Genomic DNA, 21,649 nt, shown 5'->3' with positions numbered 1-21,649 from the left:
TATCTGAGGCTTACACCACTCGGAACTGTTCTTTCCTACTGTTTGGAAGAGCACTGCCTGACGTGCTGGAATGCGCTGAACTGCCCAGTAGCACGGGCCTTTGGAGACGACAGCGGCACCAGCGCGGGAGCCGCCGCCGAGAGGTTGTTGGTCGAGTGAGGCGAAGCAAGACGAGCCCCGCATCCCCGGACCGGGACACGCGGGGCAACTTCACCCCGCCGCCGCGCGCCGCGGCACCCGCCGCGGACGTGCCCGGCAGTGAGCCGCAGGCCGCCTCCGGCGGTCGGATGTCGCCCAGGAACTGGCGCGTGCCGACCCGCCTGAACGCGATCCTCCTCATACCCGTGCTCGTCGGCCTGGTCATGGGCGGCTTCCAGGTGAAGGGCGCCATCGACACCTGGGACGAGGCCCGCGACGCCGAGGCCACCGCCCGTCTGGTGCGCGCCTCCCTCGACTACGGCAACCGCCTCATCGAGGAGCGCGACATCTCCGCCGCGCCGCTGCTCAAGGGCAAGAAGGACAACCCGGCCGTCGTCAAGGCCCGCAAGGCCACCGACGCCGCCGCGGCCGCGTTCGACGACGCCGCGAAGGACATGCCGGACAAGGAGGGCCTCCAGCGCCGTCTGGACGGCTTCCGCAAGGTGGAGCCGAAGCTGGAGGGCCTGCGCGAGGCCGCGTACACCAGCAAGCTCCCCGGCGTGCAGACCGAAGAGGCCTACGTCGGCATCCAGCACCCGCTGATGGAGTTCGCCAACGAGCTGGGCCTCGGCACCGGAAACATCACCTCCTACGGCCGCACCGTCTACGCGGTGTCGCTGGCCAAGGCGGCACTTTCGCTGCAGCGCTCCATCGGCACCCACATCCTCACGAAGCCGGGTCCGACCCAGTCCGACCTGTCCCGGCAGAAGATCGCCTTCTCCTCGTACGTGTACCTGGAGAACATCGCGATCCAGGAGTACACCGGCGGCGGCACGCCCCAGGACGTGCGCAAGCTGGACGACGCGAAGAAGAAGCTGACCGCCGCGGGCGAGAAGCAGTCCGAGGAGGCCGCGGCCGCGGCGCGCGCCCAGGGCAAGAAGTACGTGCCGATGCCGAGCGGCGAGAAGTCCGTCGCCCTCATCTCTGCCCTGCCCTCCACCCAGCCGAGCGCGCTCGTCGCCCTCGCGGGCAAGGGCGTCACCGCCCCCGCCCTGTGGAACGCCACCAGCCTGAAGTTCGACGCCTACCGCGCCATCGAGGCGGACCTCGCGGACAAGGCCGTGACCGAGGCGTCCGACATCGCCGACAATGCCAAGACCGACGCCTTCATCACCGGCGCCGTCGTCGTGGTCGCGCTGCTCGCCGCCTTCATCCTGGCCGGCCTCATGGCCCGCCAGATGAGCCGCTCGATGCGCAGCCTGCGCACCGCCGCCTTCGGCATCGCCGAGCAGCGCCTGCCGATGCTCGTCGACCAGCTCTCGCGCACCGACCCGGGCCGGGTCGACACCCGGGTGCAGCCCATCCCGATCACGTCCACCGACGAGATCGGCGAGGTCGCCCGCGCCTTCGACCAGGTGCACCGCGAGGCCGTCCGGCTCGCCGCCGAGCAGGCCCTCCTTCGCGGCAACATCAACGCGATCTTCACCAACCTCTCGCGCCGCAACCAGTCCCTGATCGAGGGCCAGCTGACCCTCATCACCGACCTGGAGAACAACGAGGCCGACCCGGACCAGCTGGAGTCCCTCTTCCGCCTGGACCACCTCGCGACCCGTATGCGCCGCAACGGCGAGAACCTCCTGGTCCTCTCCGGCGAGGAGCCCGGCCGCCGCTGGGACCAGCCGGTGCCGCTGGTCGACGTGCTGCGCGCCGCCTCCTCCGAGGTGGAGCAGTACGAGCGCATCGAGCTCTCGGGCGTCCCGGAGGCCGAGATCCACGGCCTGGCCGTGACCGACCTCGTGCACCTGCTCGCCGAGCTCCTCGAGAACGCCACGGCGTTCTCCTCGCCGCAGACCAAGGTCAAGGTCACCGCGACCCGGCTCCCGGACGGCCGCGTGATGGTCGAGATCCACGACAAGGGCATCGGCCTGACCGCCGAGGACTTCGCGGACATCAACCACCGCCTCGCCAACCCGCCGACCGTGGACGCCGCGATCTCCCAGCGGATGGGCCTGTTCGTGGTCGGCCGGCTCTCCGACCGGCACGGCATCCGGGTCCAGCTGCGCCCCTCGGGCGAGCAGGCGGGCACCACCTCGCTCGTCATGCTTCCGGACAACATCACCCACGGTGGCGGTGGCGAACTGCAGGGGCACGACTCCGAGTTCACCGTCTCCTCGATCATCCCGGAGCAGCAGGTCCCCGAGGTCGAGCCGCTGCGCACGGCCGCCGAGCTGGGCTTCGACGACAGCCGCTACCACGCCGACGGCACCGACGCGAGCGCCGCGGGCGGGCAACTCGACCCCGTGGGCCGCTCGTTGATGCGCGAGGAGCGCCGCGCCGCCCTCGAGGCACAGACCCACACGGGCCAGCCCGCCCAGCCCGCCGCCGAGCGCCCGCTGTTCCGGGACGAGGTCCAGGGCGGTCAGGAGACGTACGGGCAGCCGTCCGGCTACGACTATCCGGACCAGCAGGGCGGGGCCACCGGGGCCGACGGGGCGGTCCAGCACCCGGCGTACGACGACCAGCACTCCGCGTACGACTCCGCGCAGGCTTCGTACGACGGGCAGCAGATGCCCGGATACGACCAGGACCAGTCCGGCTACGACGCGCGGCAGAGCTACGACCAGGGCGCGCAGGCGTACGACGAGTCGTACTACACGACGCAGGACGGCTACCAGGACGCCGCCTATACGGAGTCCGGCCAGGCCGGTCACGACGCTCGTACGGGCGGTGCGCAGGAGCCGTTCGCCACCTACCCCGAGCGTTCCCACCAGGACGACTGGCCGTTGCGGGACGGCTACCAGGACGGGTACCAGGACGAGTACGCTCCCGAAGCGGAACCCGCGTCGGCGACTGACGAGGGTGAGCGCGAGCGCGTAGGCTTCGACCGTCCGGGACCTGCCGCGTCGGCGCCGCCGGCTCCGTCCGCCGCCCACGAACTGACCGACGCGGGCCTTCCGCGCCGCGGCAGCGCGGCGGCGAACGGCAACGGTGCCGCCCCCGCCGCGCAGCGCCCGGAGAGCCCGAGCGGCGACAGCCACGACGGTGACCTGCGGGGCGACGCCCAGCAGGACGAGCAGCAGAGCTCCGGCTGGCGTTCGTCCAACGACGACCGCTGGCAGCGCGCCGAGCAGCTGCGGGAGCCCAAGGCGGGCGGGGTCACCTCGTCCGGCCTCCCGCGGCGGGTGCCCAAGGCCAACCTGGTCGAGGGCACCGCGGAGCAGACCCCGCAGGGCGGCCCCCAGGTCTCCCGCGACCCCGAGGAAGTACGGGGCAGGCTGAGCAACCTGCGCCGCGGCGTCCAGCGGGGCCGCAGCGCGGGCAGTGACACGAATGGCCAGGGCTTCAGCCCTGATAGCACCTACAACCAGGAGCGTTAGTGTGAGCCCGATGAGCCAGGCGGCGCAGAACCTGAACTGGTTGATCACCAACTTCGTGGACAACACCCCCGGGGTGTCCCACACCGTGGTGGTCTCCGCCGACGGACTCCTTCTGGCGATGTCCGAAGGTTTCCCGCGCGACCGAGCCGATCAGCTCGCGGCCGTCGCGTCGGGCCTGACCTCCCTCACCGCCGGGGCCTCCCGGATCTTCGAGGGCGGCTCTGTGACCCAGACCGTTGTGGAGATGGAGCGAGGATTTCTCTTCATCATGTCCATCTCCGACGGATCGTCCCTCGCCGTACTCGCCCACCCAGAGGCGGACATCGGTCTCATTGGGTACGAGATGGCACTTCTCGTCGACCGCGCGGGCACCGTCCTCACTCCGGACCTGCGCGCGGAGCTTCAGGGGAGCCTGCTCAACTGACAGACAGACGGTGCGTATTCGCGTCCCGGGGTCGTAAGGTTTCGGGACGCGGCTCCACAGTGATGGTGCCGAGCACAGTTTCGGAGGAGGAGTACGTGGCTGCAACACCCCCAGACGGTTCGTCTTCGGCCAACTGGCCTTCCGGCCACGGCCAGGGCCAGGGTGACGGTTCGCAGAACCGGTACAACTTCCCCTCCGCGCCCAGTCACCGCCGCCAGCCGCAGTACCGGCAGCCGGGCCCCCAGGCGCCCGGTCCCAGCCAGTACGACCAGCCGTACGCACCCCGGATCCAGCCGGTGCAGCCGCAGCGCCGCTCCCCGGAGCCGGCGCCCGCACCGGCCGCGTCCAACCCTCTGGTGCGCCCGTACGCCATGACGGGCGGCCGCACCAGGCCCCGGTACCAGCTCGCCATCGAGGCACTGGTGCACACCACCGCACAACCGCATCAACTGCAGGGCCAGTTGCCGGAACACCAGCGCATCTGCACCCTGTGCCGCGAGATCAAATCGGTGGCCGAGATCTCGGCCCTGCTCTCCATCCCCCTCGGCGTTGCCCGGATCCTCGTCGCCGACCTGGCGGAGGCCGGACTTGTCGCCATCCATCAGCCCGGCGGCGACGAGACCGCCGGCGGCCAGCCAGACGTGACACTGCTCGAAAGGGTGCTCAGTGGACTTCGCAAGCTCTAGCGGCGGAGCAACAGCCCGCTCCACCACCAGCGCGAAAATCGTGGTGGCGGGCGGCTTCGGCGTGGGCAAGACCACGTTCGTCGGGGCGGTCTCTGAGATCAACCCGCTGCGCACCGAGGCCGTCATGACGTCCGCGTCCGCGGGCATCGACGACCTCACCCACACCGGGGACAAGACGACGACCACCGTCGCCATGGACTTCGGTCGCATCACCCTGGACCAGGACCTGATCCTGTACCTGTTCGGCACGCCGGGACAGGACCGCTTCTGGTTCATGTGGGACGACTTGGTCCGTGGCGCCATCGGCGCGGTCGTCCTGGTCGACACGAGGCGGCTCGCCGACTGCTTCCCCGCCGTCGACTACTTCGAGAACTCCGGGCTGCCCTTCGTCATCGCCCTCAACGGCTTCGACGGCCACCAGCCGTACACCCCCGACGAGGTCCGCGAGGCCCTGCAGATCGGCCCGGACACCCCCATCATCACGACGGACGCCCGCCACCGCGCCGACGCGAAGTCCGCTCTGATCACGCTGGTCGAGCACGCGCTGATGGCCCGCCTGCGGTAGCGCCGCCGAAACCCCCGCCGGGCGGGGCCCGTTTGCCGGATCTCGCCGGAACGGGCCCCGCCGGTGTGTGTGTTCGCCCACAATTGCGTCCATGAGCGCGGAGGCGGCGGCGGTACGGCTGGGGAGCACGGTGGCGACGAGGGCCGTGCGACTGTGGCTCGCCCCCAAGGAGCGCGACCAGCAGGCCCACTCGTCCATGAGCGAGCTGATCCGGGTGCGGGTGCCGGGCCTGCGGGCGCGGCGCGGTGTGGAGCGGCAGTTCGAGCAGATCGCGGACGCCGTCGCCGGGCGCGTGCAGCCCCTCCTCGAGCACGAGTTCCGCGGGCTCACCGAGGACGGCCGCCAGGCGGTGCTCACGGCGGTCACCGACGCCTTCGTCCGCGCCGACCTCTCCGACGAGGCCGTGCTCGGGTCGGACGCGGATCCGGCCGAGCTGACCCGGCGGGTGCGTGCTTCGGTGCCGGTGCCGGACGGCTTCTCGGAGGTGGAGACCCGCTTCCACGAGATCGTGCTCGCCGAGTGCTGCGACTGCTACGTCCGGGTCCTCCGCAGGCTGCCCGTGTTCACCGAGCGCGCCGTGACCGACCTCCTCGCCCGGTCGACCTCGCTCGCGGACGAGCTCCAGAAGGTCCTTGAGCGCCTACCGGCCCGGTCCCTGTACGCGCCGCAGGGCACCGGCGAGGACGAGGCGTTCCGCAGCCAGTACCTGAGCCTCGTGAGCAAGTCCCTGGACGAGATCGAGCTGTTCGGCCTCGGCCCGTCCGACCGCGCGCCGCGCACCAAGCTGTCCGTGGCGTACGTCAGCCTGCGCACTTCGGAGGACGGCGGGTCCCGTCGCCGGGACCGGCCGCGTCCGGCGCCGCGGTCCGCGGCCCAGGACTGGGAGCCGCGGGAGGCCGAGCGGTCCTCCAGCATGCGGGTGGAGGCGGCGCTGCGGGAGGCGCCCCGGGTGCTGCTGCGCGGCGAGGCGGGGTCCGGCAAGACGACGCTCCTGCAGTGGCTCGCGGTGACGGCGGCGCGCGGCGCCTTCACCGGGGACCTCGCCGAGTGGAACGGCCTGATCCCGGTCCTGGTCAAGCTGCGGCAGTACGCGGGGAGCAGGCCGCCGGCCCCGGAGGCGATGCTGGACCGGGTGGCGGGGCCGCTGACGGGGCTGATGCCCGCCGGGTGGATGCACCGGGCGTTCGCGGACGGGCGGGTGCTGCTCCTCGTGGACGGCGTCGACGAACTGCTCGCGGGTGAGCGGCGGGGGGTGCGGGAGTGGCTGCGCGGGCTGCTGCACCAGTATCCGGACTCCCGTGTCGTCGTGACGTCCCGTCCCGCCGCGGCACGGAGCGACTGGCTGCGCGCCGAGGAGTTCACCGCGCTGCACCTGGCCCGGATGACCCCGGCCGACCTGACCTCCTTCATCCGCCAGTGGCACCAGGCGGTGCGGGACGGCTCCGACCTGTCCTGCGCGGAGGAGGACCTGCCGCGCTACGAACGCTCCCTGGTGACCAACCTCCAGGACCGCCCGCACCTGCAGTCCCTGGCGACGAACCCGCTGCTCGCGGCGCTGCTGTGCGCGCTGCACCTGGCGCGCCGGGGCCAGCTCCCCCGCAACCGCATGGAGCTGTACCGCATGACCCTCGAAGTCCTGGTGCAGCAGCGGGACAACGACCGGGGTGTGCGCAGCGAACTGCCGGTGCCCCTGACCCTGACCGACAAGCTGTGCCTGCTGCGCGATCTGGCCTGGCGCCTGTCCGACAACAGCCGCACGGAGATCGCCGCGGAGCGGGCCGCGGGGCACGTCACCGCGAAGCTCGCCGCGATGCGGCACCTGGACGGCCTCGACGGGCCCGCCGTCCTGGACCATCTGCTGCACCGCTCGGGGGTGCTCCGCTCCCCCGCCGAGGGTCGCCTCGACTTCGTGCACCGGACGTTCCAGGAGTATCTGGCGGCGTACGAGGCGGCCGTGGAGGACCGGATCGGGAATCTGGTGGGGCGGGCGCATCTGGACCTGTGGCGCGAGACGGTCGTCATGGCGGCGGGCCACGCCAACCGCACCCAGCAGGAGGAGCTGCTGGGCGGCGTCCTGGAGCGGGCCGGGCGCGAGCCCCGGCATTCCAGGGCGCTGCGCCTGGTCGCGGCCTCCTGCCAGGAGACGATGCCGTCGGTGCCGGACGCCCTGGCGGTACGCCTCGACGAGGCGGTGGCGCGCCTGGTGCCGCCGCGGCGGCAGTCGGAGGCGGAGTCGTTGGCAGCGGTGGGCGCGCCGCTCCTGTCACGTCTGCCGTCGTCGCTGGACAGCCTGAGCGAGACAGCCGCCCTGGCCACCGTCACCACCGTCGCGCGGATCGGCGGCGAGGCCGCCCTGACACGGCTGACGGCGTACGCCGCGGATTCGCGGATGGCTGTCCGGCGGCACCTGGTGGACTACTGGGGGCACTTCGACGCCGACGCATTCGCCGAGGAAGTACTGCGGCGCATGTCCCTGGACAACATCATCCTTCCCCTGACCCACCCCGGGCAGTTCTCGGCAGCGACCCGACTGGGCAACGACCGGTGGATCACCGTCCACTACTCCTTCCCCTGGAGCCTCGGCTGCCTTGATGAGCTGCCTGCGCCCCGGGGACTGTGGCTGTACGAGCTGCGCGGAGATGTCGACCTGTCTCCGCTGCGGTCCCAGACACAGCTGCGCATCCTGTATCTGGCCGGGACGGGCCACCTGCGGAATCTGGACGCACTCGGCGGGTTGGACAAGATGACCATCCTGGCCCTCAACAGCTGGGCGTCGCTGCCACCGTTGGCTGAGCTTCCCACCCATCTGAAGCTGGACATTCTGGAGCTGGGTGAGCTCGCTCCCGACGCCGACCTGAGTCCGCTGACCGGCTTCCCCCTGTCGGGGCTCACTCTGTCCGGCAGCGGTCGCCCACGCGGTCTCGACTCGCTGCCACCGGACCTCGAGCAGCTGAATCTCATCGGCTTCGACCTCACCGCGTGGCCGCCCTTGCTCGACTCAACCATCCCCCCGCAGTGTGAGACGACCTTCCGCGACTGCGTCCTGCCCCCCGTACCCGGAAACGGCTGAGCCCCGCCCTCCGGGAAGGAGAAACGGGGCCCGCCGTACGTCGGTGTTGCTCAGCCCTGCCAGCTGTGCGGGGCGCGGAAGCCCGGGGTGCGCTCCAGGCGGCGCCAGCCGGCCTTGTCGCGGCCGCGGTGGGCGGGGGCGGTGTCGGGCTGCGCGGCGGCGCGGGCGATCAGGATCGCGGTGAGGGCCGCGACCTCCTCGGGCTCGGCGTGGCCCTTCTCGACGCGGATGTCGGGAGTGCTCATTGCAGTGTGCTCCTTGTGGGAACTGCGGCGGACGGAAAAGGTCTGGGGTGCGCCGCTACTGCGGCGGGTTGCCGTGCTTGCGCGAGGGCAGGTCGGCGTGCTTGTTGCGGAGCATCGCGAGGGAGTTGATCAGCACGGCGCGGGTCTCGGCCGGGTCGATCACGTCGTCGACGAGTCCGCGCTCGGCGGCGTAGTACGGGTGCATCAGCTCGGCCTTGTACTCCTTGACCATGCGGGCACGCATGGCCTCGGGGTCCTCGGCGGCGGCGATCTGACGGCGGAAGATGACGTTGGCCGCGCCCTCGGCGCCCATGACGGCGATCTCGTTGGTGGGCCAGGCGTACGTCAGGTCGGCGCCGATGGACTGGCTGTCCATGACGATGTACGCGCCGCCGTAGGCCTTGCGCAGGATCAGGGAGATCCGGGGCACGGTCGCGTTGCAGTAGGCGTAGAGCAGCTTGGCGCCGTGGCGGATGATGCCGCCGTGCTCCTGGTCGACGCCGGGCAGGAAGCCGGGGACGTCGAGGAGCGTGACGATCGGGATGTTGAAGGCGTCGCACATCTGGACGAAGCGGGCCGCCTTCTCGGAGGCCTCGATGTCCAGGACGCCCGCGAGGGACTGCGGCTGGTTGGCGACGATGCCGACGACCTGGCCGTCGAGCCGGGCCAGGGCGCAGATGATGTTGCGCGCCCAGCGCTCGTGGACCTCCAAGTAGTCGCCGTCGTCGACGAGTTCCTCGATGACCTTCGTCATGTCGTACGGCCGGTTGCCGTCGGCGGGGACCAGGTCGAGCAGCACGTCGCTGCGGCGCTCGACGGGGTCGTCGGAGGGGGCGACCGGCGGGTTCTCGCGGTTGTTCTGCGGGAGCATCGCGAGGAGGTAGCGGACCTCGGCGAGGCAGGTCTCCTCGTCGTCGTACGCGAAGTGGCAGACGCCCGACGTCTCGGCGTGCACGTCCGCGCCGCCCAGGCCGTTCTGGGAGATCTCCTCGCCGGTCACCGCGCGGACGACGTCCGGCCCGGTGATGAACATCTGCGAGGTGTCGCGGACCATGAACACGAAGTCGGTCAGGGCGGGGCTGTAGGCCGCGCCGCCCGCGCACGGGCCGAGCATCACCGAGATCTGCGGGATGACGCCGGAGGCCTTGGTGTTGCGCTGGAAGATGCCGCCGTACCCGGCGAGGGCGGAGACGCCCTCCTGGATGCGGGCGCCCGCGCCGTCGTTCAGGGAGACGAGGGGCGCGCCGGCCGCGATGGCCATGTCCATGATTTTGTGGATCTTGGTGGCGTGCGCCTCGCCGAGGGCGCCGCCGAAGATCCGGAAGTCGTGGGCGTACACGAAGACCGTGCGCCCCTCGACCGTGCCCCAGCCGGTGATGACACCGTCGGTGTACGGCTTCTTGGCCTCCAGGCCGAAGCCCTGGGCCCGGTGCCGCCGCAGCTGCTCGACCTCCTGGAACGACCCCTCGTCGAGGAGGAGACCGATCCGCTCCCGCGCCGTCAGCTTGCCCTTGGCGTGCTGCGCCTCGGTCGCCTTCTCACTGGGCCCCGCCAGCGCCTGCGCACGGATCTCGGCCAACTCGGCCACTCGGCCCCGCGCGTCGGTGGGCTCCCCCGCGGAAGATCCAGCTTCGTCCAAAACGGTCATGCTCTCGACCTTACGAAGGACACGAGGGAAAACGGACCGTCGACTCTGCACAGTCTCCGGACCGTTTTCCTGGCACCCCCGAACAGAAGCGTGCCGGAGTGCAGCCGAAGTGACTGCTCAGAGGCCCATTCGGCTGTAGGGATTCCACAAGCGAGGGGAGTGAGACTCAGGTCACACCAGGAGCCGGAGCGGGCCGCTCCGGACGCGCTGCGCAGTCGCGGGTCACGGCCCGTGACGGTCACCGCAGGACGCCGGAGGGAAGGCCCGCGCGGGCGCGCGGCACCCGTGCGGCCGACGGAGGATACCGACTCCGGCTGACGGCTCGCTGAATTGGCGGGGCCCGACAACCGGCGGGCGGCCGGGCGCGGCCCGTGCGGGGCGCGCCGGAGGGCCCCGCACACCCTTCGCCGCGCCGGGGCGGCACCCCGGTCAGGCCCGGTGGATCACGATGTCCCCGGTCCCCGTGCGCCCCCGCACCTGGACCGTCTCGCCGGAGTCGCCGGGCCCCTCGGAGGAGCCGAGCGCCTGCCGCACGGTGCCGGCCTTGGTGCGCACATCGAGCCAGGCGGCGGTGCCCTCGCGGACGCCGACGTCGATGCGGCCCATGCCGGTCTCCACGACGACGCTGCCGCGCACGACCTCGCCGACCGCGATGGCGCCGTTGGCCGTCCTGATGCTGACGTCGGAGAGCGCGTGGCCGACGGTGATGGTGCCGTTGGAGGCCTTCACGCGCAGGTCGCCGACGACCTCGCCGACCTCCGTCGGGCCGTTGGAGTTCTTGATGACGGCGGCGCCGCCGATCTCACCGAGCCGGACCCCGCCGGACGCGGTGGTGACATCGACAGGGCCCTCCGCGCGGTCGACCACGACCTGGCCGTACCCCGTGTGGAGCCGCGCCGAGCCCGCCCACTCGACCCGGACGTCCCCGGCCGAGGTCTTCACCTCGCACTCCCCGACGCGCCCGGTCGTGCCGAAGTCGGCCATGGACGTGGTGACGTCCAGGTGGGAGCCCTCCGGGAGCGCGATCTCCACGTCGACCGACGAGCCCCGGCCGAACAGCGAGCGCTCCTTGGGGCCCTTCACCAGGAGCCGCCCGTTCGCGAACTCGACCCGGGTGCGCTCGGCGGCGCGCACGTCGGCCGGGCGCGACTCGGTGCTCGGGCGTACGTCGACGACGGTGTCGGCGCGGTCCGACGCGGTGATCCGCACCGTCCCGACCTCCAGGATCACCGAGGCGTAGACGGGCTTGGCGGTGTCGAAGGTTGGCATGGGGCTGTCCTCATCCTGAGCCTGATGGGTCGTCCGGCCTTGCGTCCGGACGCGTCGTGCGGGCCTGGCCCGACGGCCGGCGGGGCGGAGCCGCTAACGCGCCCATCCCGTATAGCTGTTGCCCGCGCCCTGGTGGCCGCGGGGCGTGGGCTGCTGCGCCGGGTCGCCCTGCTTGAGCGCGTCGGCGACGGTGCGGACCAGCCAGGCGTTGACCGACAGGCTCTCGGCCGCGGCGGCCTCCTCGGCCTGGGCCTTGAGGTGCATCGGCAGCCGGAGGTTGATGCGGGCCGTGCCGCCCTCCTCCGCCTCGGGCGCGGGGGCGGGCGCCGGGGCCGCGGCGGGCCGGGCCGGGCGCGGGTCCATGGGCATCGCGTCGAAGCCCTCGCCTGCCGGGGCGGGCGTCACCACGAAGTCCGGATCGCCCCCACGCAGACGCACGTCGACCGAGCCCGGGGCCAGGTCTCGGGTAATCTCGTCCATGGCCGCGGACAGCACGTTCAGCATGGTGAGTCGGGTGGCCGACTCCAGCGGCGCGATCAGACGCTCGGCAATCGCGCGAGCGTCCTCACCACCGGCCTCTGCGGCGACCGCGAGCTCCTGCCGGAGTTGGTCGACATACGGCGTGAGATTCATGGCACCATTCTGGCACCACAATGGCGCCATGGCAAGTTCTTAACGCCTGAAAACCGCCATCCCTCCCGGCCCGCCATGGCGCCACCCATAGCGCCACTCGCGCCGCATCACCCCTTCGGCCGATCAGAACTGCGCCATCCGGCCCCACCCCGCACACTCGACGCGTAATCGCCTCGACACACTCCGCTTTATGTTGAATATTGAACCGAGTAGCGTTACAGTCAATGTCGTTGAACACTCAACTACTCACGGCCGTGGCTCAGCACCCCCCGAAGGCCCGGGGCCCGGCCCGTCCCCCGAGGAGCACGTCATGGGAATCTTCAGCCGCAAGGACGACAGCGCCACCCCCGCGACCGCCGAGGCCGCCCCGGAACTGGGCGCGCTGACGGGTGAGTACACGATCGACCCGGCGCACACGTCGATCGGCTTCGTCGCCCGGCACGCGATGGTCACCAACGTCAAGGGCTCCTTCAAGGAGTTCAGCGGCACGCTGCACCTGGACGGCGCCGACCCGGCCGCGTCGACGGCCACCCTCGACGTCACGATGGACAGCATCGACACCGGCAACGCGGACCGCGACGGCCACCTGAAGAGCGCGGACTTCTTCAAGACCGACGAGTTCCCGCAGATGACCTTCCGCTCCACCAAGGCGGAGGCCCTCGGCGGCGACGACTACCGCATCACCGGCGACCTCACCATCCTCGGCACCACCAAGCCGCTGACCATCGACCTGGAGTTCAACGGCGCCGCGAAGGACCCGTTCGGCAACGAGCGCGTCGGCTTCGAGGGCAAGGCGCAGATCCTGCGCTCGGAGTGGGGCCTGACCTGGAACGCGGCCCTGGAGACCGGCGGCGTGCTCGTCTCCGACAAGATCAAGCTCAACTTCGACATCTCGGCGATCAAGAACGCCGCGTAACGCCCGGCCGCCGGGCGGGACGGCGCGATACCGTTCGGCGGTGTCCGATTTCCTGTCCCAACTTCCCGCCCTCATAGGCGTGGTCATCGGTGCCATGGGGTCGTACGTCGCCGTGATGCGCGGCGAGCGGGTCCGCTTCCGGCGCGAGCGCGAGGCCCGCTGGGAGGAGCGGCGCCTCGCGGTGTACACCGAGTACGCGCGCGTGCTGAAGCAGACCGTCACGCTCACCTACCGGATCGCCGCCGACCAGGGCAACGACCCGCACCCGCACCCCCTGTCCGCCGAGGAGGCCGAGCCGCACCTCGCCGAGGCCGCCGACGCGCGCGACCCGGCGGGCGAGGCGCTGCTCCTGCTGGGCTCGGCGCAGGTGGTGGAGCGGGCCCGGGCGTGGGTGGTCGTCGTCATCGAGATGGAGCGGTTCCTGCGTGCGGGCGCCCACGACCCGGACGCGTGGCAGGCCCTCCTCGCCCGCCAGCGGACGGCCCGCGAGGGCTACTACGCCGCGGTGCGGGAGGACTTGGGGCTGCCGCCCGGCCACTCGGGCCGCTGGGAGCTGCCCGGGCTCAGGTCGCCGATCGTCTGACCCGCGCGCGGCGCGCCTTTCGGCCGCCCCTCACTCGGCCCGGCGTGCCGCCGCGGCCGACGTGTGCTCCAGGATCGCCGTCACCAACGGGCCCTGCACGGCCGGTGGCAGGGCGTGGCCCATGCCCGGGATCTCCACCAGGCGGGCGCCGCGCACGACCTGGGCGAGGTGCTGCGGGTGCGGCGGCGGGAAGACCGGCTCGGCGGGGGCCACGGTCACCAGGACCGGGACCTCGTTCCGCGCGAGCCGCTCCGTGCGCGGCATCCCCGAGTCGTCCGCGAGGCCGTGTGCCATCGACGCCTCGTACGTGCCCGCGTGCGCGACGACGCGCCGCTCCAGGTCTCGGAAGTACCCCTCGTCGAAGGTGAGTTGATCACCGCCGAGCACCCGCCAGTGCGCCACGCGACGGTCCAGCTCGGCCTCCAGGCCCTGGTCCTCGACGGGACGCGCCCACATCGCGAGGACCTCGGGGAAGATCGGGGGCAGCTCGGCCGCCGGGGTGGACGTGCCGTCCGGGGCGACGTACGGGTGGGTGCTCAGCGCGCACGTCCCCATGAGCGTCGCGCTCAGGACGCGGTCGGGGTGGTCGGCGAGGACCAGCTGGGCCAGCATGCCGCCGAGGGAGAGCCCGACCAGGTGCGCCCGCGGGATCTCCAGGCCGTCCAGGACGGCGATCACGTCCTGCGCCAAGTCCACGACGCGGTAGGGCTGTTCGGCGTACGCCGCCGTCGAGCGGCCCGTGTCGCGGTGGTCGTAGCGGATGACGTGGTGGCGCTCGGCCAGGGCGGCCACCATCTCCTCCGGCCAGCCGACGCCGGCGGCCCCGGCGCCCATGACCAGGAGCAGGGGCGGGGCGTCGGGCGAGCCGCGGCGCTCGGTCCACAGGCGCACTCCGGGGGCCGCGTCGACGTACTGCTCGGTGGCGGGGTGGTGCATCGGGGCCTCCCGGACGTGGGGCGGTGCGGGACGGGCGCGTGGCGTCGCCGCGTCGACCACTTCTTGACGATACGTATCGTCTCGTTCAAATGGGTGTCACGTCAAGCCGGGAGGGCGCGCCGCCCGCGCGGGCCGGAGGAAACGAGTGGTTACGCCACGCACCTGGGCGTTAGCGTCGGCGCCGATGAAAGAACGACAGCAGAAGAAGCTCTCCCGGCGGCTCTTCGAGGCCATTTGGCAGGACACCCCCACCGTCGTGCGGGCACTGCTCCGGGCCGGAGCCGACCCGGAGCGCCGCGACGGCGACGGGATCACCCCGCTGTACGAGGCAGCCGTGAACGGCCGGGCCACGATCGTCCGGCTGCTCCTGGCCGCCGGGGCCGCACCCGACACCGAGAGCCTCGGGGTCGGCCTCGGCGCGGACGGCACGCCGTTGTGCGCGGCCGCCTGCTGGGGGCACACCGAGACCGTGCGCGCGCTCCTCGCGCACGGCGCCGACCCGAACCTGCGTGAAGACCACGGCACGGGCTCGTCCCCGCTGCGATGGGCGCACCAGGGCCCGCATCACGAGACGGCCGCACTGCTCGTGGCGGCGGGCTCCGTGGCGGCGGGCGCGACCACGGCCTAGTGGCGGCGGGCGCCGCCGTGGCCCAGGAGCGATCGTCGGCTTCGGACGGACGGCGGAACGTCGCCGACCCGGCCCAGAACCCGCCCTAGAACCCGCCCCCGAAGTCCCCTCCCCCGCCGAAGCCGCCACCGCCGAAGTCCCCGCCCCCACCGAAGTCCCCGCCTCCGAAGTCCCCGGACGAGAAGTCGGCGCCGGACACGTCACCGCCCTCGTAGCCGCCGAAGTCCCCGTACCCGGCGCCGTAGCTCGCCGCGTACGCGGGGCTGGCCATCATCGAGCCGAGCATCGTGCCGACGAGGAGGCCCGGCAGCAGGCCGCCGCCGAAGTAGCCGCCCGCCCAGGGGCCGTAGGCGGGTCCGGCCTCCCAGTAGGGCCGTCGTTCGCCGGAGTCGGTGGTCACGGTGCGGGCCATCGGGTCGTCCCCGTCGGCGAGGCGCACCGCGTCGGCCGCGCACACCGGCACCTCGCGGGTCGCGCCGCCTTCGGGCGTCCACTCGGCGTCCTTCACGGACGGGCCGTGCCGGGGGTCGAAGAAGCAGGGGGCCCGGCGCTCGGGCAGCGGGCGGCCCTCCCGGCGGGCCGCGAGCAGCGCCAGCGAGAACCGGCCGTCCTCAAGGGCCTGGGTGACGGACCGCACCTGCTCGGGGCGCTCCGCCGACGCCATGAACGACTTGGCCTTCTCATAGGCGTCCAGGGACCGTTCGTAGTCCGCGCGCATGGCGTCGTCCGCGCCCGCCTCCGCTGGATGGAAGTCCAGCCGGTCCAGCTCCTCGCCGAAGGCGGTGATGTCCTCGTCGACCACGACGCGCAGCTTGTCCAGGGCCGCGCGCTGCTCCTCCTCGCGCGCGCGGCGCTTGCGGCGGGCGATGGCGTAGGCGCCCGCGCCGCCCGCGGCCACCACCGCGCCGACGCCGATCAGCGCGCCGACGGGCACCCCGTCGTCGCCGCCCGACGCGCTGCCCCAGGACGCGGGGGCCGAGCCCGACACCTGCGGAAGGGCCTGGTCGACGAAGTCGTTGAGCTGGGACTTCGCGTCCTCGCCCTGGACCAGGGAGGAGAGGTTGCCGACGGCGTTCTTCGAGAGGACGGAGCCGTCGGCCCGCGCGTCGAAGCGGTCGCCGAGGCGGACGGCGTACACGCCGGTGACGCCGGTCGCGGTGCGCAGGTCGCGGAAGAGGTCGTCGCGGCCGGGGAACGAGGCGGGGAGCACCGCCACGAACACCGGCTTGTCGGCCTTCTTGATCTTGTCGGCGAGGGCGTCCGCGTCGGCGGCGGAGAGCTGCGAGGCGGCGGCCTCGTCGACGTACACCGGGTTCTTCTTCAGAGCGTCGGCCACCGCCTGGACGTCCGTCGCGGCCTGGGCTCCGGGCGCCGCCGTGAGCGTGGCGCCGAGGGCCAGGAGCAGTCCGGACAGGATCAGGGTCAGCCGCGACGCCGTCTGCCTGGTGGGCCTCATACTTCACGCTAACTCCTCCGCGGCCGGAACGTTCCCTCCGTTCGGCGCGGAAAGCGCTCACTGCGTTCGGCGCCCGAAGTCTTGACGGGCCCTTGGGGCGGCAGTTAACTCACGCCTTGAACTAAGGCATGACGTAGCCATGACATCCACCATGGCTCCGGCCCGACCCCACGAAGGGCGGAGAACGTCCCATGCGCAGACCCTCCACACCCGGGCGCCTCGCCCGGTTACTGACCGCCGGACTCCTCACCACCGCCGGACTCACCGGCCTCGGCGTCTCCTCCGCCGAGGCGGCGGGCGAGCAGGTCTCCATCTGGCTGACCACGACCGACGACAGCGGCGGCCGCCACGTCACCCGGGGCCTGCAGCCGCAGACCCCGATCTCCTTCCAGCCGGGCACCGGCGGCGGGGGCACGAACATCACCGTCGACGAGAACACCCGCTACCAGACCTTCACCGGCGGCGGCGCCTCCTTCACCGACACCGCGGCCTGGCTGATGGACGGCAGCGGGGCGCTCACCCAGGCCAAGCGCGACGAGACGATGCGCAAACTGTTCTCGCCGACCGAGGGCATCGGGCTCTCCTACATCCGCAACCCCATGGGCGGATCCGACCTCGCCCGCTTCGGCTACACCTACGACGACGTGCCCGCCGGGCAGACCGACCCGAACCTCGCCCGCTTCTCCATCGCGCACGACCTCCAGGACGTGCTCCCGCTCACCAAACAGGCCAAGCAGCTCAACCCGAAGCTGACGACGGTCGCCTCGCCGTGGACGGCCCCGGCCTGGATGAAGGACAGCGGGCAGCTCAACGGCGGCTGGCTGAAGGCGGAGTACTACGGGACGTACGCCCAGTACTTCGTGAAGTACCTGCAGGCCTGGCGCGACAACGGCGTGCCCGTCGACTACGTCACCGCGCAGAACGAGCCGACCTGCTGCAACGGCTACCCGTCGATGAGCTGGAACGGCAACGGGCTCGCGTACTTCACGAAGAACGAGCTGCTTCCCAAGCTCGCGGGCGCGGGCCTGCCCACCAAGGTCCTCGCGCACGACTGGAACTGGGACACCTACGACGCGTACGCCGCCCAGACCGTCGACGACGCGGCGGTGCGCTCGCACCCCAACTTCGGCGGCGTCGCCTGGCACGGGTACGGCGGCAACGTGTCGAAGCAGACCGAGATCCACAACAAGTACCCGCAGTTGGACGCCTTCCAGACCGAGCACTCGGGCGGGACCTGGATCGGCAATCAGCAGCGCGAGGACATGATGAACATCATCGACTACACCCGGAACTGGGCGAAGTCGGTGACGAAGTGGTCGCTCGCCGTGGACCAGAACCGCGGCCCGCACAACGGCGGCTGCGGCACCTGCGACGGACTGATCACCGTGCACAACGGCGACGGACGGCACGGGCAGGTCGACTACACCGTCGAGTACTACACGATGGGGCACCTGACGAAGTTCGTGCAGCCCGGTGCCGCCCGCGTCTCCTCCACCGCCAGCTCGGACGTGCCGAACGTGGCGTGGCGGAACACGGACGGCACGAAGGCCCTGATCGCCTACAACGACTCCGCGTCGGCGAGGACGGTCACCGTCAACTGGGGCGGTCAGCACGCGACTTACTCGCTGCCGGGCAAGACGTCGGCGACGTTCACCTGGAAGAGCTGACGGCGATCCGGAAGAGCTGACGGCCGCCTGAAGGAGGTGCCGGGGTCGTGCCTACTCGGTCGGCTCGACCCCGGCCCGCAGCAGGCCGTAGGTGACCGCGTCCTCCAGGGCCTGCCACGACGCGGCGATGACGTTGTCCGCGACGCCGACCGTGGACCACTCGCCGTCGCCGTCGGCCGTGGAGATCAGCACCCGGGTCGTGGAGGACGTGCCGTGCTTGCCCTCCAGGATGCGGACCTTGTAGTCCACCAGCTCCAGCTTGGCCAGCTGCGGGTAGATCCGCTCCAGGCCCACGCGCAGCGCCCGGTCCAGGGCGTTGACCGGGCCGTTGCCCTCCGCCGTGGCGACGATCCGCTCGCCCTTGGCCCACACCTTCACGGTGGCCTCGTTGGCGTGCGAGCCGTCGGGGCGGTCCTCGGTGATGGCGCGCCAGGACTCCGTGCGGAAGTAGCGCCGGGAGCGGCCCTCGGCCTCCTCGCGAAGGAGCAGCTCGAAGGACGCGTCGGCGGCCTCGTAGGTGTAGCCCGCGAGCTCGCGCTCCTTGACGCGGTCCACGACCCGGCCGATCAGCTCGCGGTCGCCGCCGAGGTCGACGCCCAGCTCCTTGCCCTTGAGCTCGATGGAGGCGCGCCCGGCCATGTCGGAGACCAGCATCCGGATGCGGTTGCCGACGAGTTCGGGGTCGATGTGCTGGTACAGGTCCGGGTCGACCTTGATCGCGGAGGCGTGCAGGCCCGCCTTGTGGGCGAACGCGGAGACGCCGACGTAGGGCTGGTGGGTGGACGGCGTGAGGTTCACGACCTCGGCGACGGCGTGCGAGACCCGGGTCATCTCGCGCAGCGCGCCCTCGGGCAGGACCCGCTTGCCGTACTTCAGTTCCAGGGCGGCGACGACCGGGAACAGGTTGGCGTTGCCGACCCGCTCGCCGTAGCCGTTGGCCGTGCACTGCACATGGGTGGCGCCCGCGTCGACGGCCGCGAGGGTGTTGGCGACCGCGCAGCCCGTGTCGTCCTGGGCGTGGATGCCGAGCCGGGCGCCGGTGTCGGCGGCGACGGTGGCCACGACGGCCTGGACCTGGGCGGGGAGCATGCCGCCGTTGGTGTCGCACAGCACGACGACGTCCGCGCCCGCCCCGGCCGCCGCGCGGACGACCGCCTTCGCGTACTCGGGGTTCGCCCGGTAGCCGTCGAAGAAGTGCTCGCAGTCGACGAAGACGCGGCGGCCCTCGGCGCGCAGGTGCGCGACGGTGTCGCGGATCATCTCCACGTTCTCGTCGAGCGTGGTGCGCAGGGCCAGCTCGACATGCCGGTCATGGGCCTTGGCGACCAGCGTCACGACCGGGGCGCCGGACGCGAGCAGCGCCTTGACCTGCGGGTCGTCGGCCGCCTTGGCGCCGGGCCTGCGGGTGGCGCCGAACGCGACGAGCTGGGCGTTCTTGAACGTGATCTCCGCCTGCGCGCGGGCGAAGAACTCGGTGTCGCGCGGGTTGGCACCGGGCCAGCCGCCTTCGATGAAGCCCACGCCGAAGTCGTCCAGATGCCGGGCGATGGTCAGCTTGTCCGCGACGGTCAGGTTGATGCCTTCGCGCTGCGCGCCGTCGCGCAGCGTGGTGTCGAACACGTGGAAGGAATCGTCGGGCACAGGTGAGGAATCGTCGGGCTTGCTGGTTTCCGTCATGCTGTCTGGCTCCTGTGTCGGATGTCGGTCTACCGGAAGGACCGGCTCCACCACCTCCATGATCCCTCGCGCCCCGTTTGCCGACTGTGGGTGGGCCGGAAAACGAAAAGACCCCTCGCGGGTGCGAGAGGTCTGCGCGCGGGTCGAGGACGACGGTGTCCGCTCTGTACGTGATGTGTACGGGGCGGTCACTGCGGACCGGCGCGCTTGCTGCCAATAATCATGGCGAACATGAGCATGTCCGGCAGAGTGCCACAAGTTCTGTGGCACCCGCCTCACCGTCTCACTATGCGGTCCGGCTCATGGGGCCATGGGCTCCCCATGCGGTCCGGCTCACAGGGCGTGCTCAGCGCACGTTGCGACGTACGAAGACGTCACGCGCCCCGTTGGTGTCGCCCGGGACCATGTTCGCCGCGTCCGAGGTGAACACGAACCTCTTGGCGTCGGCGCTCAGGGCGTAGTCCGGCCAGCCCTGGTCCTCGCTCTGGCCGCCGCCCCGGGGCACGTTGACGCGCCGGGTCACGCCGTCCTTCAGGTCCCGTACGTACAGCGGGCCCTTCGCCGGGTCGCCCGCGGTGAGGCCGGACGCCGACGAGACGAAGGCGACGTGGCGGCCGTCGGGGCTGATGCGGGCCTGGTAGGAGTCGGCGTCGGTCTGGCCGCCGCCCGCCTTCCGGGTGACCTTCTTGAGGGCGCCGGTGCGGGTGTCGAGGCGGTAGACGTCGCTCTTGCCGTTGGTGTCGCCGGACACCATCGGCTCGGCGGTCTCGAAGGCCGCGTACCGGCCGTCCTTGCTCAGCGAGGGCAGCCCGACCTTGAGGTCCTCGCCCGTGGCGGACAGGTCGAGGCGCTTGGTCGTGCCCGTGTTCGCGTCGTACGTGTACGTCCTGCCGCCGAGGCCGGGACGGACCTGGCCCAGGGTGTAGCCGACGTGGCGGCCGTCGGCGCTCAGGCTCATCCCGCCGATGATCCAGGTGGGCTGGCCGGTGACGATCTCGCTGACCCTGCGGGTCGTGCCCTCCTTGCGGTCGCGGAGGTAGATGCCGGTCCACATGCCGTCGCCGCCGCCGTCGCCGTGGTCCTTCAGGGCGGACACGAAGGCGACGTACCGGCCGTTCGCGCTGACCCGGGCGCCGATCACGTAGTCCCCGAAGACGGGCTTGTCGTCGTCGGAGAGGCTGACGATCTCGGTGCGGCCGGTCTTGCGGTCCTTCAGGAACGTACCGCTGTAGAGGGCGCCCGCCCGGTCCACCTGCGCGGAGTAGGTGACGTACCGGCCGTCCGCGCTGATCGACGGGTCACCGGCGTGCGAGGTGTACTGCGCGCCGGAGTTGCGGAGGCTGATCCGCTCGACCTTCTTGGTGCTCAGGTCGCGCAGGTAGATGTCGTTCCGGTCGTTGGTGTCGCCCCGCACCAGGTTGGTGGCCTCGGACGCGAACACGACGTAGCGGCCGTCGGCGCTGATGTCCGTGGCGTCGGACGGGCCGTTGGCCTGGGTGCCGCTCGCCGCGACGCTCACCCGCTCGGTGCGGGGAGCGGGGGCGCGGGTGTCCGCTGCCGCCACGGCCGGCAGGACCGTGCCGGTGACAGCGGTGACGAGCGCGGCGGCGAGCGCCGCGCGGGTGGTGAGACGCATGGGTGGTTCCCCCGTGAGATGAGTGCTCGGTTCTCGTGCTTGGTGCTTGGTTCCCGTGCCTGTTGCTGGGTTCCCGGGTGTGTTGCCGGGTTCCC

General features: G+C 71.7%; 16 protein-coding genes and 1 pseudogene. 9 read left to right on the top strand and 8 right to left on the bottom strand.

Going from position 1 to position 21,649, the window contains the following annotated elements; translation table 11 throughout:
* Positions 1-155 precede the first annotated feature (155 nt).
* From ACFVHO_RS05190 to ACFVHO_RS05170, 5 genes are all read left to right on the top strand, one after another.
* Positions 156-3,515, top strand: coding sequence for a nitrate- and nitrite sensing domain-containing protein (locus tag ACFVHO_RS05190; protein WP_385710401.1), 3,360 nt, complete (start codon positions 156-158; stop codon positions 3,513-3,515).
* Positions 3,516-3,525: 10 nt separating this feature from the next.
* On the top strand, positions 3,526-3,939 hold the full coding sequence (locus ACFVHO_RS05185; protein WP_030361925.1) for a roadblock/LC7 domain-containing protein: 414 nt from the start codon (positions 3,526-3,528) through the stop codon (positions 3,937-3,939).
* A gap of 62 nt (positions 3,940-4,001) precedes the next feature.
* Positions 4,002-4,625 carry a DUF742 domain-containing protein gene (locus ACFVHO_RS05180; protein WP_385710399.1) on the top strand — a complete coding sequence of 208 codons (624 nt, stop codon included), beginning with the start codon at positions 4,002-4,004 and terminating at the stop codon, positions 4,623-4,625.
* Entirely contained in the window at positions 4,606-5,190 is a 585-nt protein-coding gene (locus ACFVHO_RS05175; protein ID WP_030361923.1) for an ATP/GTP-binding protein, read from the top strand. The genes ACFVHO_RS05180 and ACFVHO_RS05175 overlap by 20 nt, the downstream gene beginning before the upstream one ends.
* Positions 5,191-5,281: 91 nt before the next feature.
* Positions 5,282-8,260: an NACHT domain-containing protein gene (locus ACFVHO_RS05170; RefSeq protein WP_385710397.1), complete on the top strand. Its 2,979-nt coding sequence runs from the start codon at positions 5,282-5,284 to the stop codon at positions 8,258-8,260.
* 50 nt (positions 8,261-8,310) lie between these two features.
* On the opposite strand, the gene ACFVHO_RS05165 is transcribed toward ACFVHO_RS05170, so the two are convergent.
* The 4 genes from ACFVHO_RS05165 to ACFVHO_RS05150 all read right to left on the bottom strand — a co-directional run bounded on the left by ACFVHO_RS05165 (position 8,311) and on the right by ACFVHO_RS05150 (position 12,055).
* Positions 8,311-8,505 carry an acyl-CoA carboxylase subunit epsilon gene (locus ACFVHO_RS05165; protein WP_385710395.1) on the bottom strand — a complete coding sequence of 65 codons (195 nt, stop codon included), beginning with the start codon at positions 8,503-8,505 and terminating at the stop codon, positions 8,311-8,313.
* A gap of 55 nt (positions 8,506-8,560) precedes the next feature.
* Positions 8,561-10,153, bottom strand: coding sequence for an acyl-CoA carboxylase subunit beta (locus ACFVHO_RS05160; protein WP_380847211.1), 1,593 nt, complete (start codon positions 10,151-10,153; stop codon positions 8,561-8,563).
* Between the two features lie 429 nt (positions 10,154-10,582).
* Complete coding sequence (locus ACFVHO_RS05155; RefSeq protein WP_385710392.1) at positions 10,583-11,422, bottom strand: DUF4097 domain-containing protein; 840 nt, start codon at positions 11,420-11,422, stop codon at positions 10,583-10,585.
* Positions 11,423-11,515: 93 nt separating this feature from the next.
* The gene (locus ACFVHO_RS05150) at positions 11,516-12,055 is read right to left on the bottom strand and encodes a toxin-antitoxin system HicB family antitoxin (protein ID WP_385710390.1); all 540 of its coding nucleotides are present in this window, start codon (positions 12,053-12,055) and stop codon (positions 11,516-11,518) included.
* 310 nt (positions 12,056-12,365) lie between these two features.
* Here ACFVHO_RS05150 and ACFVHO_RS05145 point away from each other — a divergent pair, with 310 nt between their 5' ends.
* On the top strand, positions 12,366-12,971 hold the full coding sequence (locus tag ACFVHO_RS05145) for a YceI family protein (RefSeq protein ID WP_385710388.1): 606 nt from the start codon (positions 12,366-12,368) through the stop codon (positions 12,969-12,971).
* A gap of 40 nt (positions 12,972-13,011) precedes the next feature.
* The gene (locus tag ACFVHO_RS05140) at positions 13,012-13,554 is read left to right on the top strand and encodes a hypothetical protein (protein ID WP_385710386.1); all 543 of its coding nucleotides are present in this window, start codon (positions 13,012-13,014) and stop codon (positions 13,552-13,554) included.
* A gap of 30 nt (positions 13,555-13,584) precedes the next feature.
* Here the strand turns inward: ACFVHO_RS05140 and ACFVHO_RS05135 are convergent, their stop codons facing one another.
* Positions 13,585-14,490, bottom strand: a complete 906-nt coding sequence (locus tag ACFVHO_RS05135; protein ID WP_385710384.1) for an alpha/beta fold hydrolase — start codon at positions 14,488-14,490, stop codon at positions 13,585-13,587.
* Between the two features lie 184 nt (positions 14,491-14,674).
* Here ACFVHO_RS05135 and ACFVHO_RS05130 point away from each other — a divergent pair, with 184 nt between their 5' ends.
* Positions 14,675-15,118 carry an ankyrin repeat domain-containing protein gene (locus ACFVHO_RS05130; RefSeq protein WP_385710382.1) on the top strand — a complete coding sequence of 148 codons (444 nt, stop codon included), beginning with the start codon at positions 14,675-14,677 and terminating at the stop codon, positions 15,116-15,118.
* Between the two features lie 85 nt (positions 15,119-15,203).
* Here the strand turns inward: ACFVHO_RS05130 and ACFVHO_RS05125 are convergent, their stop codons facing one another.
* Positions 15,204-16,574 carry a hypothetical protein gene (locus ACFVHO_RS05125; protein WP_385710380.1) on the bottom strand — a complete coding sequence of 457 codons (1,371 nt, stop codon included), beginning with the start codon at positions 16,572-16,574 and terminating at the stop codon, positions 15,204-15,206.
* Between the two features lie 191 nt (positions 16,575-16,765).
* Here ACFVHO_RS05125 and ACFVHO_RS05120 point away from each other — a divergent pair.
* Positions 16,766-18,232, top strand: a pseudogene (locus tag ACFVHO_RS05120) (glycoside hydrolase family 30 beta sandwich domain-containing protein); the annotation flags it as partial.
* Positions 18,233-18,292: 60 nt separating this feature from the next.
* On the opposite strand, the gene cimA reads toward ACFVHO_RS05120, so the two are convergent.
* Both cimA and ACFVHO_RS05110 read right to left on the bottom strand, forming a co-directional pair.
* The gene (gene cimA, locus ACFVHO_RS05115) at positions 18,293-19,918 is read right to left on the bottom strand and encodes a citramalate synthase (RefSeq protein ID WP_385710378.1); all 1,626 of its coding nucleotides are present in this window, start codon (positions 19,916-19,918) and stop codon (positions 18,293-18,295) included.
* A gap of 346 nt (positions 19,919-20,264) precedes the next feature.
* Positions 20,265-21,554 (bottom strand): TolB family protein, encoded by a 1,290-nt coding sequence (locus ACFVHO_RS05110; protein ID WP_385710374.1) that lies wholly within the window; start codon positions 21,552-21,554, stop codon positions 20,265-20,267.
* Positions 21,555-21,649 lie beyond the last annotated feature (95 nt).

The organism is Streptomyces sp. NPDC127108, from assembly GCF_042677545.1.
Classification (GTDB): Bacteria; Actinomycetota; Actinomycetes; order Streptomycetales; family Streptomycetaceae; genus Streptomyces.
This window is presented reverse-complemented; position numbering and strand designations above follow the sequence as displayed.